The 25663-nt window shown below is 68.4% G+C and carries 21 protein-coding genes; 9 read left to right on the forward strand and 12 right to left on the reverse strand.

Annotated elements, in window-relative coordinates; all coding sequences use genetic code 11:
* Nucleotides 1-70 precede the first annotated feature (70 nt).
* The 6 genes from ABQE93_RS11480 to ABQE93_RS11505 all read left to right on the forward strand — a co-directional run bounded on the left by ABQE93_RS11480 (nt 71) and on the right by ABQE93_RS11505 (nt 6970).
* The gene (locus ABQE93_RS11480; protein WP_448407860.1) at nt 71-1666 is read left to right on the forward strand and encodes an acyl-CoA carboxylase subunit beta; all 1596 of its coding nucleotides are present in this window, start codon (nt 71-73) and stop codon (nt 1664-1666) included.
* Between the two features lie 5 nt (nt 1667-1671).
* Nucleotides 1672-3606, forward strand: a complete 1935-nt coding sequence (locus tag ABQE93_RS11485) for an acetyl/propionyl/methylcrotonyl-CoA carboxylase subunit alpha (RefSeq protein WP_448407858.1) — start codon at nt 1672-1674, stop codon at nt 3604-3606.
* Nucleotides 3606-4766, forward strand: coding sequence for an acyl-CoA dehydrogenase family protein (locus ABQE93_RS11490; RefSeq protein WP_448407857.1), 1161 nt, complete (start codon nt 3606-3608; stop codon nt 4764-4766). Before ABQE93_RS11485 ends, ABQE93_RS11490 begins: the two co-directional genes overlap by 1 nt.
* Entirely contained in the window at nt 4766-5533 is a 768-nt protein-coding gene (locus ABQE93_RS11495; RefSeq protein ID WP_448407855.1) for an enoyl-CoA hydratase family protein, read from the forward strand. Before ABQE93_RS11490 ends, ABQE93_RS11495 begins: the two co-directional genes overlap by 1 nt.
* Nucleotides 5533-6294: an SDR family oxidoreductase gene (locus ABQE93_RS11500; protein WP_448407854.1), complete on the forward strand. Its 762-nt coding sequence runs from the start codon at nt 5533-5535 to the stop codon at nt 6292-6294. Before ABQE93_RS11495 ends, ABQE93_RS11500 begins: the two co-directional genes overlap by 1 nt.
* A gap of 94 nt (nt 6295-6388) precedes the next feature.
* Nucleotides 6389-6970, forward strand: a complete 582-nt coding sequence (locus ABQE93_RS11505) for a DUF1707 SHOCT-like domain-containing protein (RefSeq protein WP_448407852.1) — start codon at nt 6389-6391, stop codon at nt 6968-6970.
* A 36-nt stretch (nt 6971-7006) separates the two neighbouring features.
* On the opposite strand, the gene ABQE93_RS11510 is transcribed toward ABQE93_RS11505, so the two are convergent.
* The 6 genes from ABQE93_RS11510 to ABQE93_RS11535 all read right to left on the reverse strand — a co-directional run bounded on the left by ABQE93_RS11510 (nt 7007) and on the right by ABQE93_RS11535 (nt 15035).
* On the reverse strand, nt 7007-8980 hold the full coding sequence (locus ABQE93_RS11510) for a vWA domain-containing protein (protein WP_448407850.1): 1974 nt from the start codon (nt 8978-8980) through the stop codon (nt 7007-7009).
* Nucleotides 8973-10355 carry a sigma 54-interacting transcriptional regulator gene (locus ABQE93_RS11515; protein ID WP_448407849.1) on the reverse strand — a complete coding sequence of 461 codons (1383 nt, stop codon included), beginning with the start codon at nt 10353-10355 and terminating at the stop codon, nt 8973-8975. Before ABQE93_RS11515 ends, ABQE93_RS11510 begins: the two co-directional genes overlap by 8 nt.
* Before the next feature lie 116 nt (nt 10356-10471).
* Complete coding sequence (gene purH, locus ABQE93_RS11520) at nt 10472-12040, reverse strand: bifunctional phosphoribosylaminoimidazolecarboxamide formyltransferase/IMP cyclohydrolase (protein WP_448407847.1); 1569 nt, start codon at nt 12038-12040, stop codon at nt 10472-10474.
* Nucleotides 12037-12666 (reverse strand): phosphoribosylglycinamide formyltransferase, encoded by a 630-nt coding sequence (gene purN / locus ABQE93_RS11525; RefSeq protein WP_448407845.1) that lies wholly within the window; start codon nt 12664-12666, stop codon nt 12037-12039. The genes purH and purN overlap by 4 nt, the downstream gene beginning before the upstream one ends.
* A gap of 10 nt (nt 12667-12676) precedes the next feature.
* Nucleotides 12677-14062, reverse strand: coding sequence for a cell division protein PerM (locus ABQE93_RS11530; RefSeq protein ID WP_448407843.1), 1386 nt, complete (start codon nt 14060-14062; stop codon nt 12677-12679).
* Nucleotides 14063-14123: 61 nt separating this feature from the next.
* On the reverse strand, nt 14124-15035 hold the full coding sequence (locus tag ABQE93_RS11535) for a DUF5336 domain-containing protein (RefSeq protein ID WP_448407841.1): 912 nt from the start codon (nt 15033-15035) through the stop codon (nt 14124-14126).
* Nucleotides 15036-15312: 277 nt separating this feature from the next.
* Here ABQE93_RS11535 and ABQE93_RS11540 point away from each other — a divergent pair, with 277 nt between their 5' ends.
* Nucleotides 15313-16161: an LLM class F420-dependent oxidoreductase gene (locus ABQE93_RS11540; RefSeq protein WP_448407839.1), complete on the forward strand. Its 849-nt coding sequence runs from the start codon at nt 15313-15315 to the stop codon at nt 16159-16161.
* On the opposite strand, the gene modA is transcribed toward ABQE93_RS11540, so the two are convergent.
* The 4 genes from modA to sucC all read right to left on the reverse strand — a co-directional run bounded on the left by modA (nt 16162) and on the right by sucC (nt 20915).
* Nucleotides 16162-16905 (reverse strand): molybdate ABC transporter substrate-binding protein, encoded by a 744-nt coding sequence (gene modA / locus ABQE93_RS11545; RefSeq protein WP_448407837.1) that lies wholly within the window; start codon nt 16903-16905, stop codon nt 16162-16164. It abuts the gene before it with no gap.
* Nucleotides 16906-16911: 6 nt separating this feature from the next.
* Nucleotides 16912-18453 (reverse strand): acetyl-CoA acetyltransferase, encoded by a 1542-nt coding sequence (locus ABQE93_RS11550; protein ID WP_448407835.1) that lies wholly within the window; start codon nt 18451-18453, stop codon nt 16912-16914.
* A 293-nt stretch (nt 18454-18746) separates the two neighbouring features.
* Nucleotides 18747-19649, reverse strand: a complete 903-nt coding sequence (gene sucD / locus ABQE93_RS11555) for a succinate--CoA ligase subunit alpha (RefSeq protein ID WP_448407833.1) — start codon at nt 19647-19649, stop codon at nt 18747-18749.
* Between the two features lie 12 nt (nt 19650-19661).
* Nucleotides 19662-20915, reverse strand: a complete 1254-nt coding sequence (gene sucC / locus ABQE93_RS11560; protein WP_448407831.1) for an ADP-forming succinate--CoA ligase subunit beta — start codon at nt 20913-20915, stop codon at nt 19662-19664.
* Nucleotides 20916-21075: 160 nt separating this feature from the next.
* Here sucC and ABQE93_RS11565 point away from each other — a divergent pair, with 160 nt between their 5' ends.
* A complete protein-coding gene (locus ABQE93_RS11565; protein WP_448407829.1) occupies nt 21076-22122 on the forward strand; it encodes a M23 family metallopeptidase in 1047 nt (348 codons plus the stop codon).
* Between the two features lie 23 nt (nt 22123-22145).
* A complete protein-coding gene (locus ABQE93_RS11570; protein WP_448407827.1) occupies nt 22146-22757 on the forward strand; it encodes a hypothetical protein in 612 nt (203 codons plus the stop codon).
* Between the two features lie 99 nt (nt 22758-22856).
* Here ABQE93_RS11570 and ABQE93_RS11575 read toward each other — a convergent pair whose 3' ends face one another.
* Both ABQE93_RS11575 and pcrA read right to left on the reverse strand, forming a co-directional pair.
* The gene (locus ABQE93_RS11575; RefSeq protein ID WP_448407825.1) at nt 22857-23267 is read right to left on the reverse strand and encodes a RidA family protein; all 411 of its coding nucleotides are present in this window, start codon (nt 23265-23267) and stop codon (nt 22857-22859) included.
* A gap of 1 nt (nt 23268) precedes the next feature.
* Nucleotides 23269-25593, reverse strand: coding sequence for a DNA helicase PcrA (pcrA, locus tag ABQE93_RS11580; protein WP_448407823.1), 2325 nt, complete (start codon nt 25591-25593; stop codon nt 23269-23271).
* Between the last annotated feature and the right edge of the window lie 70 nt (nt 25594-25663).

A 25663-nucleotide genomic window follows, 5' to 3' on the forward strand; every position in this document is an offset into this window, starting at 1 on the left:
ATGTGAATCCTTGGCGGAAAACTGGCGATATTTTCGCCCAATCTTCACATTCGGCGGTTGGGAGCGTGCGGTGACGGCGCTGAAGTCAACCCTGGACACGAACGCGGCGGGCTACCGCGAGGCCGCCGCCGCGATGGCCGACAAACTGGCCGAACTCGACGCCGAGCACACCAAGGCGCTGGCCGGCGGCGGCGAGAAATACGTTGCGCGCCACCACCAGCGCGGCAAGATGACCGCCCGCGAGCGCATCGAGTTGCTCGTCGACCCGGATTCACCGTTTCTGGAGCTGAGCCCGCTGGCCGCATACGGCAGCGACTTCACGGTCGGCGCCAGCGTGGTCGTCGGGATCGGCGCGGTCAGCGGGGTCGAGTGCATGCTGGTGGCCAACGACCCGACGGTCAAGGGCGGCACCAGCAATCCGTGGACGCTGAAGAAAGTGTTGCGGGCCAACCAGATTGCCCTGGAGAACCGGCTGCCGCTCATCTCGCTGGTGGAGTCCGGCGGCGCCGATCTGCCCACCCAGAAGGAGATCTTCATCCCGGGCGGGCAGATGTTTCGCGACCTGACCCGGCTCTCGGCCGCCGGCGTCCCGACGATCGCGCTGGTGTTCGGCAACTCCACCGCGGGCGGCGCCTACATACCCGGGATGTCCGACCACGTGGTGATGATCAAGGAACGCTCGAAGGTGTTTCTGGCCGGGCCGCCGCTGGTCAAGATGGCCACCGGCGAGGAATCCGACGACGAATCCCTCGGCGGCGCCGAAATGCACGCCCGCACATCCGGTCTAGCGGACTACTTCGCCGTCGACGAACCGGACGCGATCCGAATCGGGCGCCGCATCGTGGCCCGGTTGAACTGGCGCAAACACGGCCCGGCGCCCGTACCGGTCACCGAACCGCTTTACGACGCCGACGAACTCGTCGGCGTCGTGCCCTCGGACCTTCGGGTGCCGTTCGACCCGCGCGAGGTGATCGCACGCATCGTCGACGGCTCGGACTTCGACGAGTTCAAGGCGTCCTACGGCTCGTCGCTGGTGACCGGATGGGCGACGCTACACGGATATCCGATCGGCATCCTGGCCAACCACCGCGGGGTGCTGTTCTCCGAGGAGTCCCAGAAGGCCACCCAGTTCATCCAGCTGGCCAACCGCTCCGACACCCCACTGTTGTTCCTGCACAACACCACCGGGTACATGGTCGGCAAGTCCTACGAAGAAGGCGGGATGATCAAACACGGGTCGATGATGATCAACGCCGTCTCGAACTCGACCGTCCCGCACATCTCCCTGCTGATCGGCGCCTCCTACGGCGCGGGCCACTACGGCATGTGCGGCCGCGCCTACGACCCGCGCTTCCTGTTCGCCTGGCCCAGCGCGAAATCCGCGGTGATGGGCGGCACGCAGCTGGCTGGCGTGCTTTCCATCGTCAGCCGCGCCGCCGCCAAAGCCCGCGGCCAGGCATTCGACGAGGACGCCGACGCAGCCCTGCGCGCCGCGGTCGAAGCCCAGATCGAGGCCGAATCGCTGCCGATGTTTTTGAGCGGACGCCTCTATGACGACGGGGTGATCGACCCGCGCGACACCCGCACCGTGTTGGGAATGTGTCTGTCCGCCATCGCCAATGGCCCGATCAAGGGGACGTCGAACTTCGGCGTCTTCCGGATGTGAGCGCGATGATCACCCGCGTACTGGTCGCCAACCGAGGCGAGATCGCCCGCCGGGTGTTCGCCACCTGCCGGCGCCTGGGCATCGGCACCGTAGCCGTCTACACCGACCCCGACGCCGGGTCACCGCATGTGGCCGAGGCCGACGCCCGGGTCCGCCTCGAGGGCACCCGCGGATACCTCGATGCCGCCCAGTTGATCGCGGCCGCCCGGGCCGCGGATGCCGACGCCATCCATCCCGGCTACGGATTCCTCTCGGAGAACGCCGAATTCGCCGCAGCGGTGCAGGACGCGGGGTTGACGTGGATCGGCCCGCCGGTCGCGGCGGTGGCCGCCATGGGCTCCAAGATCGAGGCGAAGAAGTTGATGGCCGCCGCCGGCGTGCCGGTGCTGGCCGAACTCGACCCCGAGACCGTCACGGCCGATGAGCTGCCGGTGCTGATCAAGGCGTCGGCGGGCGGCGGCGGCCGGGGTATGCGGGTGGTCCGCGACCTCGCCGAGCTGCCCGACCAGGTCGAGGCCGCGCGCCGAGAAGCGCAGTCGGCCTTCGGTGATCCGACGGTGTTCTGCGAGCGCTACCTGGCCACCGGTCATCACGTCGAGGTGCAGGTGCTCGCCGACGGCCACGGCACCGAGTGGGCCGTCGGCGAACGCGAATGCTCGATCCAGCGCAGGCACCAGAAGATCGTCGAGGAGGCGCCGTCGCCGCTCGTCGAGCGCATACCCGGGATGCGCGCCAAGATCTTCGAGGCCGCGCGGCTGGCGGCACGGGCCATCGACTACACCGGTGCGGGCACCGTCGAGTTCATGGCCGACGGGTCAGGAGAGTTCTTCTTCCTCGAAATGAACACCCGGCTGCAGGTCGAACATCCGGTCACCGAACTCACCACGGGACTGGATCTCGTCGAGCTGCAACTGCAGATCGCCGACGGTGGCCACCTCGACCCCGAGCCGCCGCCGTCGCGCGGACACTCGATCGAGGCCCGCCTCTACGCCGAGGACCCGGCCAAGGGTTGGCAGCCGCAGGCCGGCACGCTGCACCGCTTCGATGTGAGCGGAGACGTCCGCGTGGACTCGGGCATCGTCGACGGCTCAACGGTTTCCATCTACTACGACCCGATGCTGGCCAAGGTGATCTCCTACGCCCCGACCCGTAACCGGGCTGCCGGTGCGCTCGCCGACGCGTTGGCGCGCGCCCGCATCCACGGCGTGCGCACCAACCGCGACCTGCTGGTCAACGTGTTGCGGCATCCAGCGTTCCTCGACGGCGCCACCGACACCGCGTTCTTCGAGACGCACGGCCTGGCCACGTTGGCGGCGCCGCTGAGCGACGACCGGGTCGTCACGTTGAGCGCTGTCGCTGCCGCGTTCGCCGACGCCGCGCAGAACCGCGCTGACGCACCGGTGTTCGCCGCCGTACCCAGCGGATGGCGCAACTTGGCTTCGGGGTTCCAGACCAAACGCTACGGCGATGTCGCCGGCGGTGAACACGAGGTGCGGTACCGGTTCACCCGCGCCGGGGTGGAGGTGCCCGACGTGGCCGGGGTGACGCTGGTGTCGAGCACACCGCAACGTGTCGTGCTGCGGGTGGACGGGGTGGACCGCCCGTTCGACGTCGCGCGCTACCGCGATGACGTGTTCGTCGACTCACCTCTGGGGCCGGCGCAACTGGTTGCGCTGTCACGCTTCCCGGATCCGGACGCCGCCGTCGCGCACGGTTCGCTGCTGGCCCCCATGCCGGGTTCGGTACTGCGCATCGGCGCAGCGGTCGGCGACCGGGTCAGCTCGGGGCAGCCGCTGGTGTGGCTGGAGGCGATGAAGATGGAGCACACCGTGACCGCGCCCGCCGACGGGGTGCTCGCCGAACTCAACGTCGAACCCGGCCAGCAGGTCGACGTCGGCACCGTGCTTGCCCGGGTGGACACCGAAGAAGGAGATTCCTGATGAGTGGCTTCGTCGAGACCGAGGAGCAGCAGGCGCTACGCCAGGCCGTCGCCGCGATGGCGGCCAACTACGGCCAGTACTATTACCTGGAGAAGGCCCGCGCCGGCGAGCACACCACCGAATTATGGCAGGAGGCAGGCAAACTCGGTTTCCTCGGGGTGAACCTGCCCGAGGAGTACGGTGGCGGCGGCGCCGGCATGTACGAGCTGTCGCTGGTGATGGAGGAGATGGCCGCCGCCGGTTCGGCGCTGCTGATGATGGTGGTGTCGCCGGCGATCAACGGCACGATCATCTCGAAGTTCGGCACCGACGACCAGAAGAAGCGGTGGCTGACCGGCCTGGCGGACGGCTCGATCACGATGGCCTTCGCGATCACCGAACCCGACGCCGGGTCCAACAGCCACCGCATCACCACCACGGCCCGCCGCGACGGCTCCGACTGGATCCTGTCCGGGCAGAAGGTGTTCATCTCCGGCATCGACCAGGCGCAGGCCGTGCTGGTCGTGGGCCGCACGGAAGAGGCCAAAACCGGGAACCTGCGGCCGGCGTTGTTCATCGTGCCCACCGATGCGAAAGGGTTGAGCTGGACCAAGATCGAGATGGAGCTGATCAGCCCCGAGAGTCAGTTCCAGGTGTTCCTCGACGACGTGCGGCTGCCTTCGGACGCGCTGGTGGGGTCCGAGGACGCCGCGATCGCGCAGCTGTTCGCGGGGCTGAACCCGGAGCGGATCATGGGCGCGGCCAGCGCGGTCGGCATGGGCCGCTTCGCGATCAGCAAGGCCGTCGACTACGTTAAGACCCGCCAGGTGTGGAAGACGCCGATCGGCGCGCACCAGGGTTTGTCACATCCGTTGGCGCAGAACCATATCGAGATTGAGCTGGCCAAGCTGATGATGCAGAAGGCCGCCGCACTGTACGACGGCGGCGATGACGCCGGCGCCGCCGAAGCCGCGAACATGGCCAAGTACGCCGCGGGTGAGGCGTCGGTGCGCGCGGTCGACCAGGCCGTCCAATCGTTGGGCGGCAACGGGTTGACCAAGGAGTACGGCATCGCCGCGGCGGTGACCGCGTCGAAGCTGGCGCGCATCGCCCCGGTTAGCCGGGAGATGGTGCTCAACTTCGTGGCGCAGACCTCGCTGGGACTGCCGAGGTCGTACTGATGAGCACCCTGGTCCGCTACCGCGTCGACGGTCCGGTCGCCCGCCTCACGCTGGACTCCCCGGCGAACCGCAACGCGCTGTCCACCGAGCTGGTGGACCAACTGCACCGGGGCCTGACCGACGCCGTCGCCGAACCCGCGGCACGGGTCGTCGTACTCGGCCATACCGGCGGAACCTTTTGTGCGGGAGCCGATTTAGCGGAGGCGGCGGGCCGTGACCCCAGCGATGTCGCCGTCGACCGCGCGCGTGAGGCGACCCGGCTGCTGCGCCGCATCCTCGAGTTGCCGATGCCCGTCATCGCGGCGGTCGACGGGCACGTCCGCGCGGGTGGGCTCGGTCTGGTCGGCGCCTGCGATATCGCGGTGGCCGGACCGACGAGCACGTTCGCGCTGACCGAGGCGCGCATCGGCGTCGCCCCGTCGATCGTCTCGCTGACCCTGTTGCCCAAGATGACCGCCCGCTCCGCCGGCCGTTACTTTTTGACCGGGGAGAAGTTCGGCGCCCGCCAGGCCGCGGAGATCGGGCTGGTCACCGTCGCCGCCGACGACGTCGACGCCACCGTGGCCGAGCTGGCCGCCGCCATCGGTAAGGGGTCACCGCAGGGGCTTGCGGCCTCCAAGGCCTTGACGACGGCGCGCATACTGGATGGGTTCGACCGCCACGCCGACGAGCTGACCAAACAATCCGCCGAGCTGTTCGTCTCCGAGGAGGCCCGCGAAGGCATGATGGCGTTCCTGCAGAAGCGGCCACCCCGCTGGGTGAGCTGATGGCGCACAGCGTTCTCGTCACCGGAGCCACCGGCACGCTGGGGCACTGTGTGGTCCCCGAAGCCGTCGACGCCGGGCACCAGGTGAGAGCGCTCAGCCGCAAGAACCGGGTCGGCTACACCGGGGTGCACTGGGCCAAGGGCGACCTGCACAGCGGCACGGGCCTGGACGCGGCGCTGGACGGGATCGACGTGGTGGTCAACTGCGCGACCCAACCCACCGGCGGCAAGGACGTCACCTCGACGGAAAACCTGGTGGCGGCGGCCCGCCGCGCAGGGGTCGCACACATCGTGCACGTGTCGATCGTGGGCATCGACCGCATCCCGCTGCCCTACTACCGGACCAAACTGCGCGTCGAACACGTTCTGGAGACGTCGGGCGTCGGCCACACCGTGCTGCGCGCCACCCAGTTTCACGACCTCATCCGCACCACCTTCGCGATCCAGCGGTTCTCCCCCGTGCTGTGCGCGCTGCGCGGGGTGCGGTTTCAGCCGATCGACACCCACGACGTCGCCGCGCGCCTCGTCGAGTTGGTCGACGCCGAGCCGGCCGGCCGGGCCCCCGACATCGGCGGCCCCACCGTGCACACCCACGCAGAGTTGGGGTGGATGTACCTCGCAGCGCGCGGCAGCCGTCGCAAAGCGGTGGCGCTGCCGGCGCCGGGCCGCATCGCCGCCGCTGTCCGCACAGGCGCCAACCTCATGCCGGACAACCCGGTGGGCACCGTCGGCTTCGCTGAATACCTGACCCAGAAGGCATAAAGTTTGACTATCTACATGCTTCGCCAATGGCGGTGAGGGCACAGTTTGGACAAGTACCTTGCATGTGCCAGCGTTCGTCGTAGGCTCGTATTCGATGAGTACCCCAGCGTCGCGGAACGGTTCCATGCGTGCTGCTGACACCGATCGGATTCAGGTAGCACAGTTGCTGACGGACGCCGCCGCGCACGGGCGGCTGCAGCTGAGCGAATACGAAGATCGGCTGGCCAAGGCATACGCGGCGCAGACGTACGACGAACTCGACCGGCTGTCGGCCGATCTGCCGGGGGCGTTCAGCCGCGGCCGCACCGGCGGCCCGTGCCGGCCTGCCCCTTCGACGATGCTGCTGGCGATCATGAGCGGCTTCGAACGCCGCGGCCGGTGGAACGTTCCCGAGCGGTTGACGACGGTCGCGCTCTTCGGCGGCGGCATGGTGGATCTGCGCTACGCCGACTTCACCTCACCGGAGGTGGAGATCCACTCCTACTCGGTCTTCGGCGGGCAGACCATTCTGGTGCCGCCCGAGGTCAACGTCGATCTGCGCGGTGTGGGGGTGATGGGCCGCTTCGAGCACGCCGTCAGCGGCGAGGGCTCCCCCGGCGCGCCGTGTGTGCGCATCCGTGGATTCTCGCTGTTCGGCAATGTCGGCGTGAAGCGTAAGAAGCGCAAACCCGCCTGACCTTTTCTCTGCCGGGCGGCTGCTCGCGCAGGGTAGCTAGCGGCGGCGCCGGGACCGCAGATAGTCGCCGACGACCGCGGCGCCCAACCCGTCGAGGTCCGGCTCCACCACGCGTCCCTCCACCCGGCGGGCCACCTGGTCGATGAAGCGGGCCAGGCCGGGGTCGGTGCCCAGCCGGAAGATCGTCACCTGCGCACCCAGGCTGGCCACGTCGTCGAAGCCCTTGACGGTGTGGGCGATGGTGCGCGGATGCGGCGGGTAGTCGAAGAAGACCGAGCTGCCGTCGCCGTCGCCGAAGTCCTCCAGGTGCGCGGTCGGCTCACCGTCGGTGACCACCAGCACCACCGGCTGCGCGTTGGGATGGCGGCGCAGGTGCCGGGTCGCCAGGGCCAGCGCGTGGTGCAAGTTGGTGCCCTGTTCGTAGACGCCCTCAAGGCCGGTGAGTTCGGCCGTGGACACGGTGCGCGCGTAGCGGCCGAACGCGATGATCGACAACGCATCCGAACGGAACCGCGTGCTGACCAGATGGCTGAGCGCCAGGGCCGTGCGTTTCATCGGCAGCCACCGGTTCTCCATCACCATCGAGAACGAGGTGTCCACCAGCAGCGCGACGGCGGCCTGCGTGCGGGTTTCGGTCTCGGAGATCTCGACGTCGTCGACGGTGATGTTCAGCGGCAGCGCCGCAGTCCCCGAGCCGGCCTGGCGCAGCACCGCGTTGGTGAGGGTGCGGGTGACGTTCCACGGCTCGGTGTCGCCGAACGACCAGGGCCGCGTCGCTCCGGTGAGCTCACCGGCCGCACCGGCGCGCCGGGTCTCGCGTTCACCGTGACGGCCCGAAAGCTGCTGTGCCACATCACGTAACGCCGTCTGGCCGAGCTGACGCATGGCCTTGGGCGACAGCCGCCACTGCCCGTCGGCGCCGCGGTCCAGAAAGCCCTGATCCATCAACGCCCGCTCGAGTTCGGCCAGCGTGCGCGCGTCGACGGCCGCATCCTCGCCGAGCTGGCGGGCCAGCATGTCCAGGTCGACGTCTTCCATCGTGGCGCCCGCGTAGCTCTGCGACAGCGCCTCGGCGAGCTGTTCGAGTTCGGCGATGTCGCCGAGCGCCTGAGCGCCTTCACCCATGCCCAGCGGGTTGTCGCCGGAGAACTGCGACGAGCCGGTCCAGTCCTCCCCCGGCCGCGCGGCCTGCAGGTGGCCGTCGAGCCGATTGAGGGCGTTCATCAGCGACGGCGAACCAAACGCCTGCTGCGCCAACGCATCCAGCTCCGCACGCTGTTCATCCGAGAGGCTGTTGCGGAACCGCTGCGCGGCGGCCGCCCGCTGGGCCAACGAGTCCAGCAACTCCTCGACGTTGCGCGGGTTCTCGGGAAAGAACTCGCCGTGCTTGTCCATGAAGTTCTGGAAGTCCTGCTCGGTGTCCTCACCTTTGGCGTGCTTGTCGAGCAGCTCGTTGAGGTCGTCGAGCATCTCGTTGACCCGTTGGCGGTCCTCGTCGGTCGCGTTCTCCAGCGCCTGCTTCATCCCGGCGAAGCGCTGGTCGAGCATCTCGCGGCCCAGCAGATCCTTGATCTGCTCGTAGGATTCGCGTGCCTCCGGGCTGCGCCACTGGTAGTCGCCGAGTTCCTGGACGGCCTTGGCCGGCGACGACGGCAGGTTCTCGATGCGCATCTCCTGAAAGCGCGCGTCGTCGTCGAGCGCGCGGGCCAGCTCCTTGCGCTCGGCCAGCACCGCGTCGTCGAGCAGCTTCTTGATCTGCTGCAGGGTACCGTCGAGATTGTTGCGCTGCAACAGTTCTCGACGACGACGGTTGGCCTCGGCGGCGAGCTTGTCGGCGCCGCGCATGTTCTTGGTGCCGCGGCGCAGCATCTCGGACAGCGCACGGCGGGGCGAGCTGCCCTCCATGACGTCCTGGCCGATCTGTTCGAGCGCCTCGCGCAGGTCGACGGGCGGTGCCAGCGGGTCGGGTCCGCCGGTATACCGCGAGTACCGCGACGTCCGTTTAACCATAAACAGTTTCGCCTTCGCCGGATTCCTTGTCGATGCGCTTGGCCAGATACAGCGCCTCCAGCGCCAACTCGACCGCGGCGGCGCGTTGCCCGTCGGTCGTGGCCTCGAGCCGCTTCTGGACCTCGGCGATCGCCGGCACTTCGGGTACGGCCGCCAGCACCTCGCGCGCCGACACCCGTTCACCCGTGGTGACCGCCGAACCGTTCTCGATGGCCACCACCAGCGGACCGACGTCGATGCCGCCCAGCAGTCGCTGCGCGGTGTCGGCGGTGGCGCGGCGCAGCAGGTGCTCGAGCACCGCCTGCTCGCGGCCCTCTTCACCGGTCTCGAACTCGAGCTTGCCGCGCAGTACGTCGGTCACGGTGCCCAGGTCGACGACGCGCGCCACCGGATCCTGTTCGCCGAGCACGGCCGAGCGGTGCCGCGCGGCGGCGGCGACGGTTTCGGCGGCCGCGATCGCGAACCGCGCCGAAACCCCCGACCGCTGATCGATCGACCGCGACTCCCGCAGGTAGCGGGCGAACCGGGCGAGCACCGCGAGCAGGTACTCGGGCACCTCGGCGGAAAGCTGCGCCTCCTGTTTGATGACGCCGACCTCGGCGTCGAGTTCCAGCGGGTAGTGGGTGCGGATCTCGGCGCCGAACCGGTCCTTCAGCGGGGTGATGATGCGGCCCCGGTTGGTGTAGTCCTCGGGGTTGGCGCTGGCCACCACGAGCACGTCGAGCGGTAGCCGCAGCGTGTATCCGCGCACCTGGATGTCGCGCTCTTCCATCACGTTGAGCATCGCGACCTGGATGCGCTCGGCGAGGTCGGGCAGTTCGTTGATGGCGACGATGCCGCGGTGGGCGCGCGGGATCAGCCCGTAGGCGATGGTCTCGGGATCGCCGAGGCTGCGGCCTTCGGCCACCTTGATCGGGTCGATGTCGCCGACCAGGTCTGCGACGCTGGTGTCGGGGGTGGCCAGCTTCTCGGTGTAGCGCTCGCTGCGGTGCCGCCACACGATCGGCAGGTCGTCGCCCGAGTCGGCGGTGCGCCGGATCGATTCGGGGGTGATCGGGCTGTACGGGTGCTCACCGAGTTCGGAGCCGTCGATGATCGGCGTCCACTCGTCGAGCAGACCGATCAGCGCGCGCAATAGCCGCGTCTTACCCTGGCCGCGTTCACCGAGCAACACGACGTCGTGACCGGCGATCAGGGCCCGCTCCAGCTGCGGGATCACAGTGTCCTCGAAACCGAGGATGCCCGGCCACGGGTCGCGGCCCTCGCCCAGGGCGGCCAGCAGGTTGTCCCGGATTTCCTGTTTCACGCCCCGCTCGCGGTGGCCGGAGGCCTTCAGCTCGCCGACGGTGCGGGGCAGATCACGTGGTTGAGTCACTCCTCCAAGTTACGCAACTCCGCGCGCCGACGGTCGAGTGTGGGGTTATGCCACGGTTCGGGTGCCGACGGCGTGCGGGTAACCCACGTTCGGCGCGGATGAAGCGGATGGAAATGTCAGTGCGCGAAATGCCGGGCGCCGGTGAGGTAGAGCGTGATGCCTGCCTTGGCGGCGGCCTCGGTGACCTGCTCGTCGCGCACCGATCCGCCAGGGTGCACGACGGCCTTCACCCCGCCTTCGATGAGCGTCTCGAGCCCGTCGGGGAACGGGAAGAACGCATCGGAGGCCGCGACCGCGCCGCGCACCCGCTCGCCTGCGCGCTGCACCGCCAGTCGCGCGGCGTCGACCCGGTTGACCTGGCCCATGCCCACCCCGACGGTGGCGCCGTCGGCGGCCACGACGATCGCGTTGGACTTCACCGCCCGGCACGCCCGCCAGGCGAACTTCAGATCGGCCAGCGTCGCGGGGTCCGCGGGTGAGCCGGTCGCGAGTTTCCAGTTGACGGGGTCGTCGCCGGGCGCGGTGAACGCGTCGCGCTGCTGCACCAGCAGGCCTCCGCTGACCTGTCGGAACTCCGCACCGCCCGGTTGCGGTTCGGCCGCCACCAGCACCCGGATGTTCTTCTTGCGGGTGAGCACTTCCACCGCGCCCGGTTCGTAGGCGGGCGCGATGATCACCTCGGTGAAGATGTCGGCGACGGTTTCGGCCATCTCGACGCTGACGGTGGTGTTGGCGGCGATCACACCGCCGAACGCCGACAGCGGATCGCATTCATGAGCCTTGCGGTGCGCGTCGGCCACCGAGACCGACGAGACCGCGATGCCACACGGGTTGGCGTGCTTGATGATCGCGACGCATATCTCGTCGTGGTCGAACGCCGCGCGCCAGGCCGCGTCGGCGTCGGTGTAGTTGTTGTAGGACATCTCCTTGCCGTGCAGCTGTTCGGCCTGCGCCAGCCCGGGCCACCCCGCGTCGTCGCGGTACAGCGCGGCCTGCTGGTGCGGGTTCTCCCCGTAGCGCAGAACGGCCTCACGCCGCCACGTCGCGCCCAGCCACTGCGGCAGCGCCGCGTGCGCCGACCCGCCCTCGGGCGCCAGCACCGCACCCATCCACGACGCCACCGCGACGTCGTACTCTGCGGTGTGCCGAAATGCCAGCGCCGCCAGCTTCTTTCGTTCCTCGAGGGTGAATCCGCCTGCGCGCACCGCGGCGAGCACCCCGTCGTAGCCCAGCGGGTCGACGACGACGGCGACGCTGGGATGGTTCTTGGCGGCGGCGCGGACCATGGAGGGTCCGCCGATGTCGATCTGTTCGACACACTCGTCGATACCCGCGCCGGAGGCAACGGTCTCGCTGAACGGATACAGGTTCACCACGACGAGTTCGAATGCGGCAACACCGAGTTCAGCCAGCGCCGAAACATGTTCGGGCTTGCGCTGATCGGCCAGCAGTCCGGCGTGCACATGCGGATGCAGGGTCTTGACCCGGCCGTCGAGCACCTCGGGAAAGCCAGTCACCTCCTCCACCGGCGTCACCGGAACACCGGCGTCGGCAATGGTTTTGGCGGTCGATCCGGTCGAGACGATGGCGACCCCCGCGTCGTGTAGCCCGCGGGCCAGTTCGGCCAGGCCGGTCTTGTCGTACACGCTGACCAACGCGCGCCGAATCGGCCGTTTATCGCTCATCCCAGGGTCGCCTTTCGTCCGATCCAGGTCACGCCGCGGGTTGCGAACGCGTCCAGAACTTCCACGAGCAGTCGTCGCTCCACGACCTTGATGCGCTCGTGCAGGGTGGCCTCGTCGTCGTCGTCGAAAATCCGGACCGCCTCCTGCGCCAGCACCGGCCCGGTGTCGGTGCCCGCGTCGACCAGATGCACGGTGCAGCCGGTGATTTTGACCCCGTAGGCGAGCGCATCGTGCACCGCGTGCGCGCCGGGAAAGGCGGGCAGCAGCGCCGGGTGGGTGTTGAGCACCCTGCCGGGGAAGCTAGAAAGAAATTGGGGGCCAAGGATTTTCATGAACCCGGCCGACACAACGAGGTCGGGCTCGTATGCGGCGGTGGCTTTGGTGAGCGCGGCGTCCCAGGCTGCGCGGTCGGCGTGATCGCGAAGCGCGACAGTGAAGGTCGGCACCGACGACGACGCGGCGATCTGCAGCGCGGTGCATTCGCGGTCTGCGCCGACCGCGACCACCCGGGCCGGATAGTCGCCGACCGCGGCCGCGAGCAGGGAGGCCAGCAGCGACCCCGTGCCCGACGCCAGCACCACCACCCGCGCCGGTGCGCTGGGCGGCACACGAAGCGGTTCCTGCACGCCTGCGAGCCTAATGGTCACCGTTGCGGGGCCGGTCTGCGGTGGTATCGGGCGAAACGTCGTCGTCGACGACGAAGTGTTCCTCGGGGTCCTCGTGCGGCGCTACCGCAGCGGACGGCACCTCACCGCGCGGTTCGGCCGGTGCGTCGTCGTCGACGACGGGCGCGTCTTCAGGCGTCGGTTCGTCGTCGACGCCGGCCGGCGGCTCGGGCTCGGGTTCCGGCTCGGGTTCGGGCTCGGGTTCCGGCTCGGGTTCGGGCGGCCGGGGCCGACGGGCGATGCCGCCGGACATCGCCACCGTCAGCCCGCCGATGCCCGCGAACCACAGGAACACCGCCGGCCCGAACGTGGTCTGGTCGACGCCGACGTCGCCGAAGTTGCCGAGCCGACCGCCGCCGGCGTGGCCGAGCAGCGCCATCATCACCGCCGCGAGCGCCGCGGCGATGACCAGCTTGAGCAGCGCGGGCACCAACGGCAGCGGTCGTCGCGCACACTGCTGCCCGATGGCCACCCCGGAGACCGCCGCCACGATCAGCAACGCCACCCACACCGGGCCCAGCGGCGGGTTCGGAACGGCGGCCAGCACCGGCAGCGCGGGGATGTCGCCGCCGAACACGGTGAACGAGCTGAACGTGGCCAGTCCGATGTGGGCGCTGGAGCCGACGGCGACCGCGGCCGTGCCCACGAGCACGTTCGGGATGTACAGGATCGACAGCGCGGTGAGGCTGAGCTGCCCGAACACCGAATCGGTGATCCCGAACAGGTCGTGCATCGTCGACCAGTGCACGATCAGCGACCCGGCCGCAACGACGCCGGACAACCCGATCAGGGCGAGTACGCCGGCGCTGGCGGCACGGACCGCGTCGGGCAGCCACGCAGGCAGCGGCGACGCGCTCAACAGCCGTCGCCCCAGCCGGGACCCGACACCCACGGCCGCGCCGATCGCGTGCACCGCCAGCACGCTGCCGAACGCGCGCAGGGCGTTGGGGGTCTGCAGGTCGGTGAGCACCGAGGCGGCGTCATGGATGATGGCCAGCGAGATCGCCGCGACCAGCAGCGGTCCGCCCAACGCGGACCCCACCACCCACCGGGTCACGAACCACGAACTCTGCGGTGAGGTGGCGGCGGCCGTCGTACGGGCCGTTCCCCACGCCATCGCCAGCACCGGCAGCAGCGGCATCACGCCGAGTTCGGCGCCGCCGATGGACACCGGCACCAGGTGCACGCCCAGCCACATGCTGGCGATCGCGCCGAACGCGCCGGTCATCTCGCTGTTCGCGATCACCAGCTGGATCAACACCACCGCGGCGATGATGACGAGCGCGACGATCGACGGCCCGAACGCGACCCGAAGCAGCTCACGCGCCTGGCGCGCGCCGACCGGTCGGTTGTCCACTGGTTGGCCGCTCCTCGCACCCGCTCACGCGTGCGCGAAGTTGACGCACGCGCGGCTCAGACTACGACGGCGGCGGCCCCGACTGCGAGGAGGACGACGGCTGCGTCGAAGCCTGTGTCGTCTGGTCGGAGTTCGTCGGTGGCTGACCGTACGTCGGGAAGCCGGTCGGCGGGGTGGGCGGCCCGCTTTGGCCGCCGGGCTGTGAACTCGGCTGCGAACCATGCTGGGAGCCCTGCTGGGAGCCGTGCTGGCCGCCGGGTTGTGTGCCGGGCTGGGTGCCGGGCTGGGGGCTGGCGAAGCCGCCGGTCGACGGACCGCTGGGATATCCGCCGTACGGCGTGGGATAGCCCGGACGTTGGTGCTGCTGCTGCGGGCCGCCGTACTGCTGGCCGTAGTAGGGACCGCCGTACTGCCCGTAGCTCTGGTCGTACTTCGGGCGCGGGACGGGCGCGCTGACAATGCCGGTCTCGAACAGCAGCACCGCCACCGCGACGATCGCCTGCAGCACCGTGAACGCGATGACCAGGTACAGCCCCCAGTCGATGGCGGCGACGCTGGGTTTGTTGATGACTTCGGCGATGACGAGCAGCAACGCGAGCACCGACAGCACCGTCACCAGCGATGTCGCGACCGTCTGCTTGGGCAGCAGGCCGACACCGGCGAGCAGCCCGGCCAACACCGCCGCCGCCACAGCCAGCACCAGCCCGAACGAGCCACCGCTGACGTCGACCAGCCCCGGGAAGTCGGACGCGGCGATGGTGAAGAGCGGGCCGAAGCTCGCCAGATACACCGCAAGGCCGAGCGCGGCCACGGCGGCGGTCAGATAGACGGGCAGCCTGCTGGCCCCGTCCGATGTCGAGGAAGCGGGTTCACTCGGCTTGCCGAACTGCTGTGTCGGCGCGGAGAACTGGGTGGTCGGCTGGTGTGCGGGCGGGTATCCGGGACTACCGGACGGACCGGGCGGGTAGGTCATGACCTCTCCTGTGCTGTCGGGCTTGAAGTCCACGCTAGCGCACCTGAGTCGAATCGACGTGGCACGGGTTGTCCGGTCGAATTCTCTTCGGAATCTTGGATTTCGCGCGTCGGGGCGACAGCAACGCATCGACGTACTCGATTTCGGTGTGGACGTGCAAAAAGCCGCCGGGGCGCCCGACCGCACCGTGTTTGCGATAGGCCGCACGGATTCATGCACAAACCGTCGAACGACCCCGGGTGTTGCCCTTGCGACTAGAACACGTTCTAATTCAGCCATGAATTTCGGGCTCGTACTTTTCACCAGCGACCGCGGGATCACCCCGGCAGCGGCGGCCAAGCTCGCCGACGACCACGGGTTCACCACCTTCTACGTGCCCGAACACACCCATATCCCGATCAAACGGCAGGCCGCCCATCCGACGACCGGCGACGAGACGCTGCCCGACGACCGCTACATGCGCACGTTGGATCCGTGGGTGAGCCTGGCCACAGCGTGCGCGGTGACGACGCGGGTGCGGTTGTCGACGGCGGTCGCGCTGCCCGTCGAGCACGACCCGATCTCGCTGGCCAAAACGATCGCGTCGCTCGATCACCTCTCCGGCGGCCGGGTCAGCCTCGGGGTCGGCTTCGGCTGGAACACCGACGAGCTGGCCGATCACAACGTGCCGCCCGGCCGCCGCCGCACGATGCTGCGCGAGTACCTGGAGGCGATGCGGGCGCTGTGGACCGAGGAGGAGGCGTCCTACGAGGGCGAGTTCGTCAACTTCGGGCCGAGCTGGGCGTGGCCGAAGCCGGTGCAGTCGCACATCCCGGTGCTCGTCGGGGCGGCCGGCACGGAGAAGAACTTCAAGTGGATCACCCGCTCCGCCGACGGCTGGATCACCACGCCGCGTGACTTCGACATCGACGCGCCGGTGAAGCAGCTGCAGGACATCTGGGCCGACGGCGGCCGACAGGGTGCCCCGCAGATCGTGGCGCTGGACTTCAAACCGGATCCGGACAAGTTGGCGCGTTGGGCCGAGCTGGGGGTCACCGAGGTGCTGTTCGGCCTGCCGGACAAGTCCGCCGACGACGTCGCCGCCTACGTCGAGCGACTGGCGGGCAAGCTGGCCGACCTGAAGTGATCAGGGTGTGCCGAACCCGGCGGCGTCCAGCACCTGCCTACCCGCCTCACCGGTGACGAAATCGACGAATTTCGTTGCCAGCTCGGGATTTTCGGATCGAGCGAGCGTGGCGATCGGATAAGTGTTGACGACGTCGCGCGACGCGGGGAACGCCACGGCGGTGACCGCATCTGCCGCGCCGATCACATCGCTGACGTAGACGGGCCCCGCGTCGGCCTGCCCGCTGCTCACTTTGTTGAGGACGTCGGTGACCGACGACTCCTCGCTGACCGGTTCCAATTCGACGCCTGCGGCCCGTTCGACGCGCTGGGTGGCTGCGCCGCAGGGCACCTGAGGTGCGCAGACGACGACGGTGGTGTCCGGGCGGGTCAGGTCGCGCAGCGACGCGATGCCTTTCGGGTTGCCCGGCGCGACGGCGATGGTCAGCGTGTTCGACGCGAAGTTCACCGGCTCGCCGGCCAGCAGGCCGGCCTCGGCGACCTTGTCCATGTTCGTGGCGTCCGCCGATGCGAACACGTCGGCGCGCGCGCCCTGCCTCAACTGTGTCGCCAGATCCGACGACCCGGCAAACGAGTACTCCACCGCTGCACCGGGATTGGCCGTTTCAAACTGTGCGCCGAGTTCGGTGAACGGGGCTTGCAGCGAAGCGGCGGCGAACACGACGACCGTGTCGCGTTCGGCGCCTGAGCCGCATCCGGTCGACAAAGCGAGCAGCAGCACCCCGGCGAGCGCCACCCGTTTCACCGCCGGCTACCTCAGCGTCGCCCGGTTGCCGTGCTCGGTCGGCTGCACGCTGATCGCCGCGCCGAGCGGATCGCCGTCGCACATCAGCGCCACCAGGTCGGGATCCTCGGTGGTGGCCATGAAGCGCGAGTTGTCGGCGTCGAGGCGCCCGATGATGATCCCCGTCGTGGTGGGCCAGTCATAGCGCACGGAGTACGTCTCGATGCGGCCTGCGCCTGCGGGCTGCTCGGTGACGGGGACCTTCGGCAACGCCTCGACCTGCCGGTTGAGTTGCTCGCTGCGGTCGGCCCGCCATTCGGCTGGTCGGGTGGAGTAGATCCCGACCGAGTACTTGCTCATCGTGCCGCCGTTGGCGCCGACGAAGCCGAAGTGCCCTGGCTTGTCGCGTAACTGAGTCACGGTCTCGGCGATGGCGTGCAGCGAGTAGCTGTTGCCCGGCCCACCGAAATAGGGCAGGCCGCCGGTCACCGTCAGGCCGCGCGGGTCGGCGCCGTCGATGCCCAGCGCTTCGCAGACGACGAAGACGGGGAACGGAAAGCAGCTGTACAGGTCGAAGGTGGCGACGTCCTCGACGCCGATGTCTGCCACCCGCAGCGCTTCCCGCGCGGCGTGCACTGCCGCAGGGCTGGCGCCGAGGTCGACACGGTCCAGCAGCGCCTGCTCGGTGAGGTCCGAATGACCGTGCAGATACACCCATTTCGTCTCCGGAACGCCGAGGCGGCGCGCGGCGGCCACCGACATCATGATGGCGGCGGCGCCCTGGTTGACCTGGTCTCGCGCCACCAGCAGCCGGGGATAAGGGTCGCAGATCATCCGGTTGTCGTCGGTGACCGTGACGATTTCCTCGACCGAACGCTCGACGGGCGATGACGAGAACGGGTTCTTCGCCGCCACTTTCGACAGCGGCGCGAACAACTCGGCCATCTGCCGCCGGTACTCGTCAACGCCCAGCCCGAGCCGGCCGCGACGGGCGTTGTCCAGCAGCCCGTACTGCACCGCCGCGCCGGTCAACCCGTGCTTGGCGGTGTACTCGGTGAAGTACTTGTGGATCTGGTGGCCGCGATCCTCCAACTGGCCGTCGACGTGTTCGGTGAAGTCGGGCTTGTCTCGTCCCTGTTCGGCGGCATGTCGCCAAAACCGCGCCGTCGACCCCGCCTCCGATCCGATGATCATCGCGACGTCCATGGCGCCGGTCGCGATCGCGTTGCCGGCTTCGGTGACGAGCTTCTGCGGGCCCTGGCCACCGACGGGTTCCAGTACGACGCGCGCCGGGTTGCCGCCGACCCGGTTCATCACCGAGCGCGGATAGTTGTTCGACTTGCCCAGCGTGGCGGGCATCGGACCGGAGATCTCGAATTGCCGCAGCCCGTACACCGTCTCGATCGCCTCGGCGGCCACCACCGGGTCGATGCCGGTGTCGGCCAGCGCCGCACGGACCGCCTCCGCGGCAAGGTCGACCGCCGACATCCCCCGGTAGTCGGGGTCGTCGATGCGTTCGGTGAACTGGCCGACGCCGACCAGCACCGGAGTCCGCGGATCGACCGTCATGGGCTGACCTTTCTTCCCCTTGCCGCTTTGCCGCGAGCGTGCGTGTCTGAGGGCGACACGCCCTGCGTTCAGCGGAGTTTGCGCACGCTCACCACGCCAGCGAGCTAGTTTGACAAGCTATTCAACTCGCTTACAGTACGCCAACCCGTAGTGGCACCCGGCGTCGACTGCAGGCGCCCGCAGTAGCGAGCGTGCGTGAAATCGGCATTTGACACGGTGTGTCGCCCTCAGACACGCACGCTCGCGCCATAGGTGGGCACGCGCCAGCCCTAGGTGGAGCTTGCGCCCTAGAGTCACAGGCTCTGCAGGATCTCCCGGGCCAGCTGTGCCGTCGCCGACGGGGTCTTGCCGACCTTCACGCCGGCGGCTTCCAGCGCCTCTTGCTTGGCGGCCGCGGTGCCCGACGAACCGGACACGATGGCGCCGGCGTGGCCCATGGTCTTGCCCTCCGGGGCGGTGAAGCCCGCGACGTAGCCGACGACCGGCTTGGACACGTTGTCCTTGATGTACTCGGCCGCGCGCTCCTCGGCGTCGCCGCCGATCTCGCCGATCATCACGATCACCTTGGTGTCGGGATCCTTCTCGAACGCCTCGATGGCGTCGATGTGGGTGGTGCCGATGACCGGGTCGCCGCCGATGCCGATCGCGGTGGAGAAGCCGAAGTCGCGCAGCTCGAACATCATCTGGTAGGTCAGCGTGCCCGATTTCGACACCAGGCCAACCGGACCCGGCCCGGTGATGTTGGCGGGGGTGATGCCGGCCAGTGCTTCGCCGGGCGTGATGATGCCCGGGCAGTTGGGCCCGATGATGCGGGTTTTCTGCCCCTTCTCCACGTTGTAGGCCCACGCGTATGCGGTGTCCTGCACCGGAATTCCCTCGGTGATGACCACCAACAGCGGGATCTGGGCGTCGATGGCCTCGATGATCGCGTCCTTGGCGAACTTCGGCGGCACGAACACCACCGACACGTCCGCGCCGGTCTCCTTCATCGCTTCGGCGACGGTGCCGAACACCGGCAACTTGATGTCTTTGCCGTCTTTATCCTTATGGGCCACTTCGGTTCCGGCCTTGCGCGCGTTCACGCCGCCGACGATCTGGGTACCGGCCTTGAGCATCAGCGCGGTGTGCTTGGTGCCTTCGCCGCCGGTGATGCCCTGGACGATGACCTTGGAGTTCTTGTTCAGGAAGATCGACATGGGTTGTGTCCCTTACTTGTTCGCCAGTTCGGCGGCTTTGTCGGCGCCGGAGTCCATGGTGTCGGCCTGGATCACCAACGGGTGGTTGGCGTCGGCCAGGATGCGGCGACCCTCTTCGACATTGTTGCCGTCGAGGCGGACCACCAGCGGCTTGTTGGCCTCGTCACCGAGGATCTTCAGCGCGTTGACGATGCCGTTGGCGACCGCGTCGCACGAGGTGATTCCGCCGAACACGTTCACGAACACGCTCTTGACCTGTTCGTCGTTCAGGATGACGTCCAGACCCGCGGCCATCACCTCGGCCGACGCGCCGCCGCCGATGTCGAGGAAGTTGGCCGGCTTGACCCCGCCGTGCTTCTCCCCCGCATAAGCCGTCACGTCCAGCGTCGACATCACCAGGCCCGCGCCGTTGCCGATGATGCCGACCGCGCCGTCGAGCTTGACGTAGTTGAGGTCGTTCTCCTTGGCCTTGAGTTCCAGCGGATCGGTGGCGTCGCGGTCCTCGAACTCCGCGTGCTCGGGATGGCGGAAGTCGGCGTTGCCGTCCAGGGTGACCTTGCCGTCCAGGGCGAGGATCTGATCATCCGGAGTGCGCACCAGCGGGTTGACCTCGACCAGGGTGGCGTCCTCGGCGACGAAAACCTCCCACAGCTTGGCGATCGTCACCGCGGCCGCGTCGAGCACCTCGGCGGGCAGATGCCCCTTCTCGGCGATCTCGCGCGCGAACGCCTCGTCGACACCTTTGATGGCGTCAACGGGCACCCTGGCCAACCGGTCGGGTTTGGTGGCCGCGACCTCTTCGATCTCCACGCCGCCCTCCACCGAGCACATCGCCAGGTAGGTGCGGTTGGCGCGGTCGAGCAGGAACGAGATGTAGTACTCCTCGGCGATGTCGCTGGCCTCGGAGACCAGCAGCTTCTTGACGATGTGGCCCTTGATGTCCAGGCCGAGAATGTTCTGCGCGTGGGTGAAGGCGTCGTCGGCGGTGGCCGCGTACTTGACGCCGCCGGCCTTGCCACGGCCGCCGGTTTTGACCTGCGCCTTGACCATCACCGGCTTGCCGATCTCCTCGGCGATCGCCTTGGCGTCCTCGGCGGTGGTGGTCACCCGGCCGGGCGTGGTGGGCACGTTGTGCTTGGCGAACAGTTCTTTCGCCTGGTATTCGAAGAGGTCCATGGACTCACTGTCTCTAGCGCGTTGACTGCAAAGGTTCGGGCCTGACGGGCTCGGGGGAACTTTATCGACACGCGCCGAGTTCGTATGCACCGCCCACCGCTCATGTGGTCGATCTCACCGGCACGCGATGGTGATACACCTCACAATCCCCAACGGAATTTCCACTTGGCTTGCAGCCATCATTGGGGTTTGGTTAACGTGCCTTCTGGTCAAGGTCACGTTTTGATCACAGCGAAAAGGAAACCTCAGGTTGGCTGCGCACCGTTCGTCCAGATTCCCCGCCGGGGCGTCGACGAAACGGCAAATCCTCGGCCGCGCCACCGAAAACTCCGCTGAAGTCACCCAGATCATCCCGTTCAACGAGTTCGGCGACCTCGCCGACGTGGACTTCCGGGAGAGTTGCGCGTTCGACCGCGAATCCTCCGTGATCTCGGCTCCCGAACTCGATGACCTGCACGACGACGACGATCTGGCCCCTCTGCGTCTGGCGGTGCCCTCGGAGTTCCAGGCGGGTGCCAAGCATGCGCGCCGCACGCACGCGTACCGCGACAGCCACACCGACACCAGCGACGGCATGGACGCCACCGACGTCATCAAAATCGGCCGTCGCGGCGAGCACCGCAAACCCGACGTCCCGGTGAAGGGCCGGCTGGTGGTCGCGGCGATGGCCGTCGGCGCCACCGCCGCAGGCGCGTACTCGATGACGCACCCGTCGCCCAAGGACAGCGAGGCCACCGTGCTGGCCGCCGATCAGACCGCCATCGGCGGCGGCGCGATCACCGGGTCCATGGACGGTATGCAGGTCGTGGCGGTCACGCCGGCCGCCAGCTCGGCCGTGCACACCGAGGAGATCCAGAAGGCGGCCGCGTTCGCTCAGGAACGCGCCGAACGCGAGGCCCGTCTGCAGCGCCCGATGTTCGTCATGCCGACCACCGGGGTGTGGACGTCGGGCTTCGGATACCGCTGGGGCGTGCTGCACGGCGGTATCGACATCGCGAACTCCATCGGCACGCCGATCCTGGCCGCATCCGACGGCGTCGTCATCTCAGCGGGCCCCTACGCCGGTTACGGCACCATGGTCAAGCTGCGCCACTCCGACGGCTCGGTGACGCTCTACGGTCACCTCAGCTCGGTTTTGGTCAACGTCGGGCAGCGGGTGTGGGCCGGGGACCAGATCGCCAAGATGGGCAACACCGGCAACTCGACCGGACCGCACCTGCACTTCGAGGTGCTGATGAACGGCACCGACCGGGTCGATCCGGTCGGTTGGCTGGCCAAGCGCGGCCTGACCCCCTGAGGCCTGACAATTACGCTGGCTGAGTGGCCGACGACGAAGCCGATCTGACGCGCCCCTCGCCGTCGAACGCCGAGACGGGCATCATTCGTCGTCATCCATCCGGAGAGCACCCCGTCGGCGAGGAGCCGCAGACAAAGATCATTCGTCGCCACCCGACCGGCGAGATGCCGACGGCCGCTGAACCGCCGACATGGGGGCACCGCCCGCCCGCAGGGCAGGGGGACTATATCCCGCGGGCTAGGCCCACCACGGTGGCACCTGCCCGACGGGCCACTCCGCACACCGCAACCGCCACGGCCGTCGCGGCGATCCTGTCGGGGTGGGCGACGGCGGTGATCGCCACCGACATCATCACCGGCTGGTGGCAGACCGATCCGCTGTTCTGCGTGGCGGTGGCGTTCCTGACGGCGATCTCGGCGGCCGCGCTGATCGCGGGGCTGATCGGGCTGTTGTTGCGCCGCCGGATGAGCCGGCTGCTGATCGCGGTGGGTTCCGTTGTGGCGCTGTTGATTTTCTCGAGCCTGTTCGTCGCGGGCGCGAAGCTGCCGCCGGTGGTCTATGCGATTCCGGTGCTGCCGGTGGCGACCGTCGTGCTGGCCGTGTTACCCGCGACGCGACGCTGGCAGCGCGGCTAACTCCACTCGCCGAAAGAGACAAACGGGCGGGTGAGTGCGGGTAGTTTCCAGCCAATACGTCGATTTCGGCTGGCTGGCGACGCGACGCCGGCAGCGTTTCTAGGCGTCGACGACGGCAGCGATCGCCTCGATCTCGACGAGTTGATCGTCGTATCCGAGGACGGTCACCCCGAACAGGGTGCTCGGCACGTCGTGGTCGCCGAACGCATCACGGACCACCTCCCACGCGGTGACCAGGTCGCGTTGCTCGGCGCTCGCGACCAGCACCCGCGTGCTGATCACATCCTGCAGAGTCGCCCCTGCCTCGGCCAGCGCGCGCGTCATCGTCTCGATGCACACGGCCGCCTGCCCCGCGTAGTCGCCGACGGCTGCGGTCGTGCCGTCGTCGTTGAGCGGACATGCCCCGGCAAGGAAAATTAACCGCGCATCCTTGGGAGCCGTTGCCGCGTACGCATACTCGGCCACATCGGACAGTACCGACGAGCGGATCAGCCGCACCGAAGAGGCCATATCAAAGCTTCGCGATCGGCGCGTGGTTGTGCATGAGCTTGACGCGGCCCGCACTGCCGAAGTCGATGAGCGACATCGCTGATTCGCCGACGCCGGACACCTCCTCCACGCGGCCCAGCCCGTACTTGTCGTGGGTCACGCGGTCGCCGGGTTCCAGCACCACCAGCGGACGCTTGCCGGCCGACGATCGTGTCGGTGCCGGGCGCGGCGTGCCGAACCGGCCTGCCCCGCTGACCGGCGCCGACATCGACGGCCCCGGATCGGTGCGCCGCCAATCGATCAGGTGCTGCGGAATCTCTTTGAGGAACCGCGATTCGGGGTTGAGCATCGGCTGACCCCACGACGATCGGACCTTGGCCCGGCTGACGTAGAGCCGCTGGCGGGCCCGGGTGATGCCGACGTAGGCCAGCCGCCGTTCCTCCGACAGCTCGGTCGGGTCACCCAGGGCCCGCATGTGCGGGAACATGCCGTCTTCCCACCCGGTCACGAACACCACCGGGAACTCCAGGCCCTTGGCGGTGTGCAGCGTCATCATGGTCACCACGCCGGCGCCGTGCTCGGGCAACTCGTCGGCGTCGGCCACCAGCGAGACCCGTTCGAGGAACTGGGCCAGCACACCGGTGTCGGGGATGTCCTCGTCCACCGGTTCGTCGAGCGCCTGGGCGTTCGCGAGATCGGTACTGAATTCGTGTGCGACGCTGACCAATTCGTTAAGATTGTCCAGGCGCGCGAGGTCCTGCGGGTCGCTCGAGGATTCCAGCGTGGTGCGGTAGCCGGTGCGGTCGAGCACCGCCTCCACCAGGTCGCCCAGTTCACCGTCGAGGCGCCCGCGCAGGTCGTCGAGCATCTCGACGAAGCCGGCGATCGCCTTTTCCGAGCGGGTGTTGAGCATCGGCACCTTGCCCTCGGCGGCCGCCTGAAGCGAATCGTTGAAGCTCAGGCCGGTGTTCTCGGCGTAGACGGCAACGCACGCTTCGGCGCGGTCCCCGATCCCGCGCCGCGGGGTGTTGAGAATGCGCCGCATGCTCACCGAGTCGCCCGGGTTGTCCAGCACCCGCAGGTAGGCCACGACGTCGCGGATCTCCTTGCGTTCGTAAAATCGCACGCCGCCAACGACTTTGTACGGAATGCCGGAGCGGATGAACACCTCCTCCAACGCGCGCGAGGAGTTGTTGGTGCGGTAGAAGACGGCGACGTCGTTATAGGTGATGTCGCCGCGGTCCACCAGCGTGTCGATCTCTGAGGCGACGAAACGCGCCTCGTCGTGCTCGTTGTCGGCGACGTAGCCGACGATCAGCTCACCCTCCCCCGCGTCGGTCCACAGCCGCTTATCGCGACGGCCGGTGTTGCGCGAGATCACCGAGTTGGCGGCGTTGAGGATGTTCTGCGTCGAACGGTAATTCTGTTCCAGCAGAATCGTTGTGGCGTTAGGGAAGTCGCGCTCGAAGTCCTCGATGTTGCGGATCGTGGCGCCGCGGAACGCGTAGATGGACTGGTCGGCGTCCCCCACCACGCACAGCTCGGCAGGCGCCACCCCGTCCTGGGTTTCGCGGCCGACCAGCTCACGCACCAGCACGTACTGCGCGTGGTTGGTGTCCTGGTACTCGTCGACCAGGATGTGCCGGAACCGCCGCCGGTAGTACTGCGCGATCTGCGGAAAAGCTTGCAGCACAGCGACTGTCTCGCCGATGAGATCGTCGAAGTCCAGCGCGTTTGCCGCCCGCAACCGGCGCTGGTACTCCGCGTAGACCTCGGCGATGATGCGGGGCATCTCCTCGCCGACGTCGGCGGCGTCGGACGCGGCCTCCTGCGGACCGATCAGTTCGTTCTTGAGGTTGGAGATCCCGTTGGCCAGCAGCCGCGGCGAATACCTCTTGGTGTCCAGGCCCAGATCCTTGCCGATCATCTGCAGCAGCCGCCGCGAGTCGTCGGCGTCGTAGATCGAGAAGTTGGAGTTCAGCCCGGGCAGCAGTGAGGCCTGGTTGCGCAGGATCCGCACACAGGTTGAGTGGAACGTCGACACCCACATCGACCGTGCCCGGGGCCCGACCAGCGCGACCACGCGCTCGCGCATCTCGGCGGCGGCCTTGTTGGTGAACGTGATGGCCAGCACCTGCCCGACGCCCACGTCGCGGTGGGCCAGCAGATAGGCGATCCGCCGCGTCAACACCGCCGTCTTACCCGATCCGGCGCCGGCGACGATCAGCAGCGGGGAGCCTTCATGCAGCACCGCACGGCGTTGCTGCGGGTTGAGGCCGGCCAGAAGGTCGTCGTCTGGGGAGTCCAAGCCGGTGATGGGATCCGAACCGGTCACGTGCACACTCATGTCGCATCCAAACTTACCGCTGACGAGGGACAACTTTGCGCGGACGCCACCGTTGGTGGCACACTCATCT

Source organism: Mycolicibacterium sp. XJ662 (assembly GCF_053484035.1).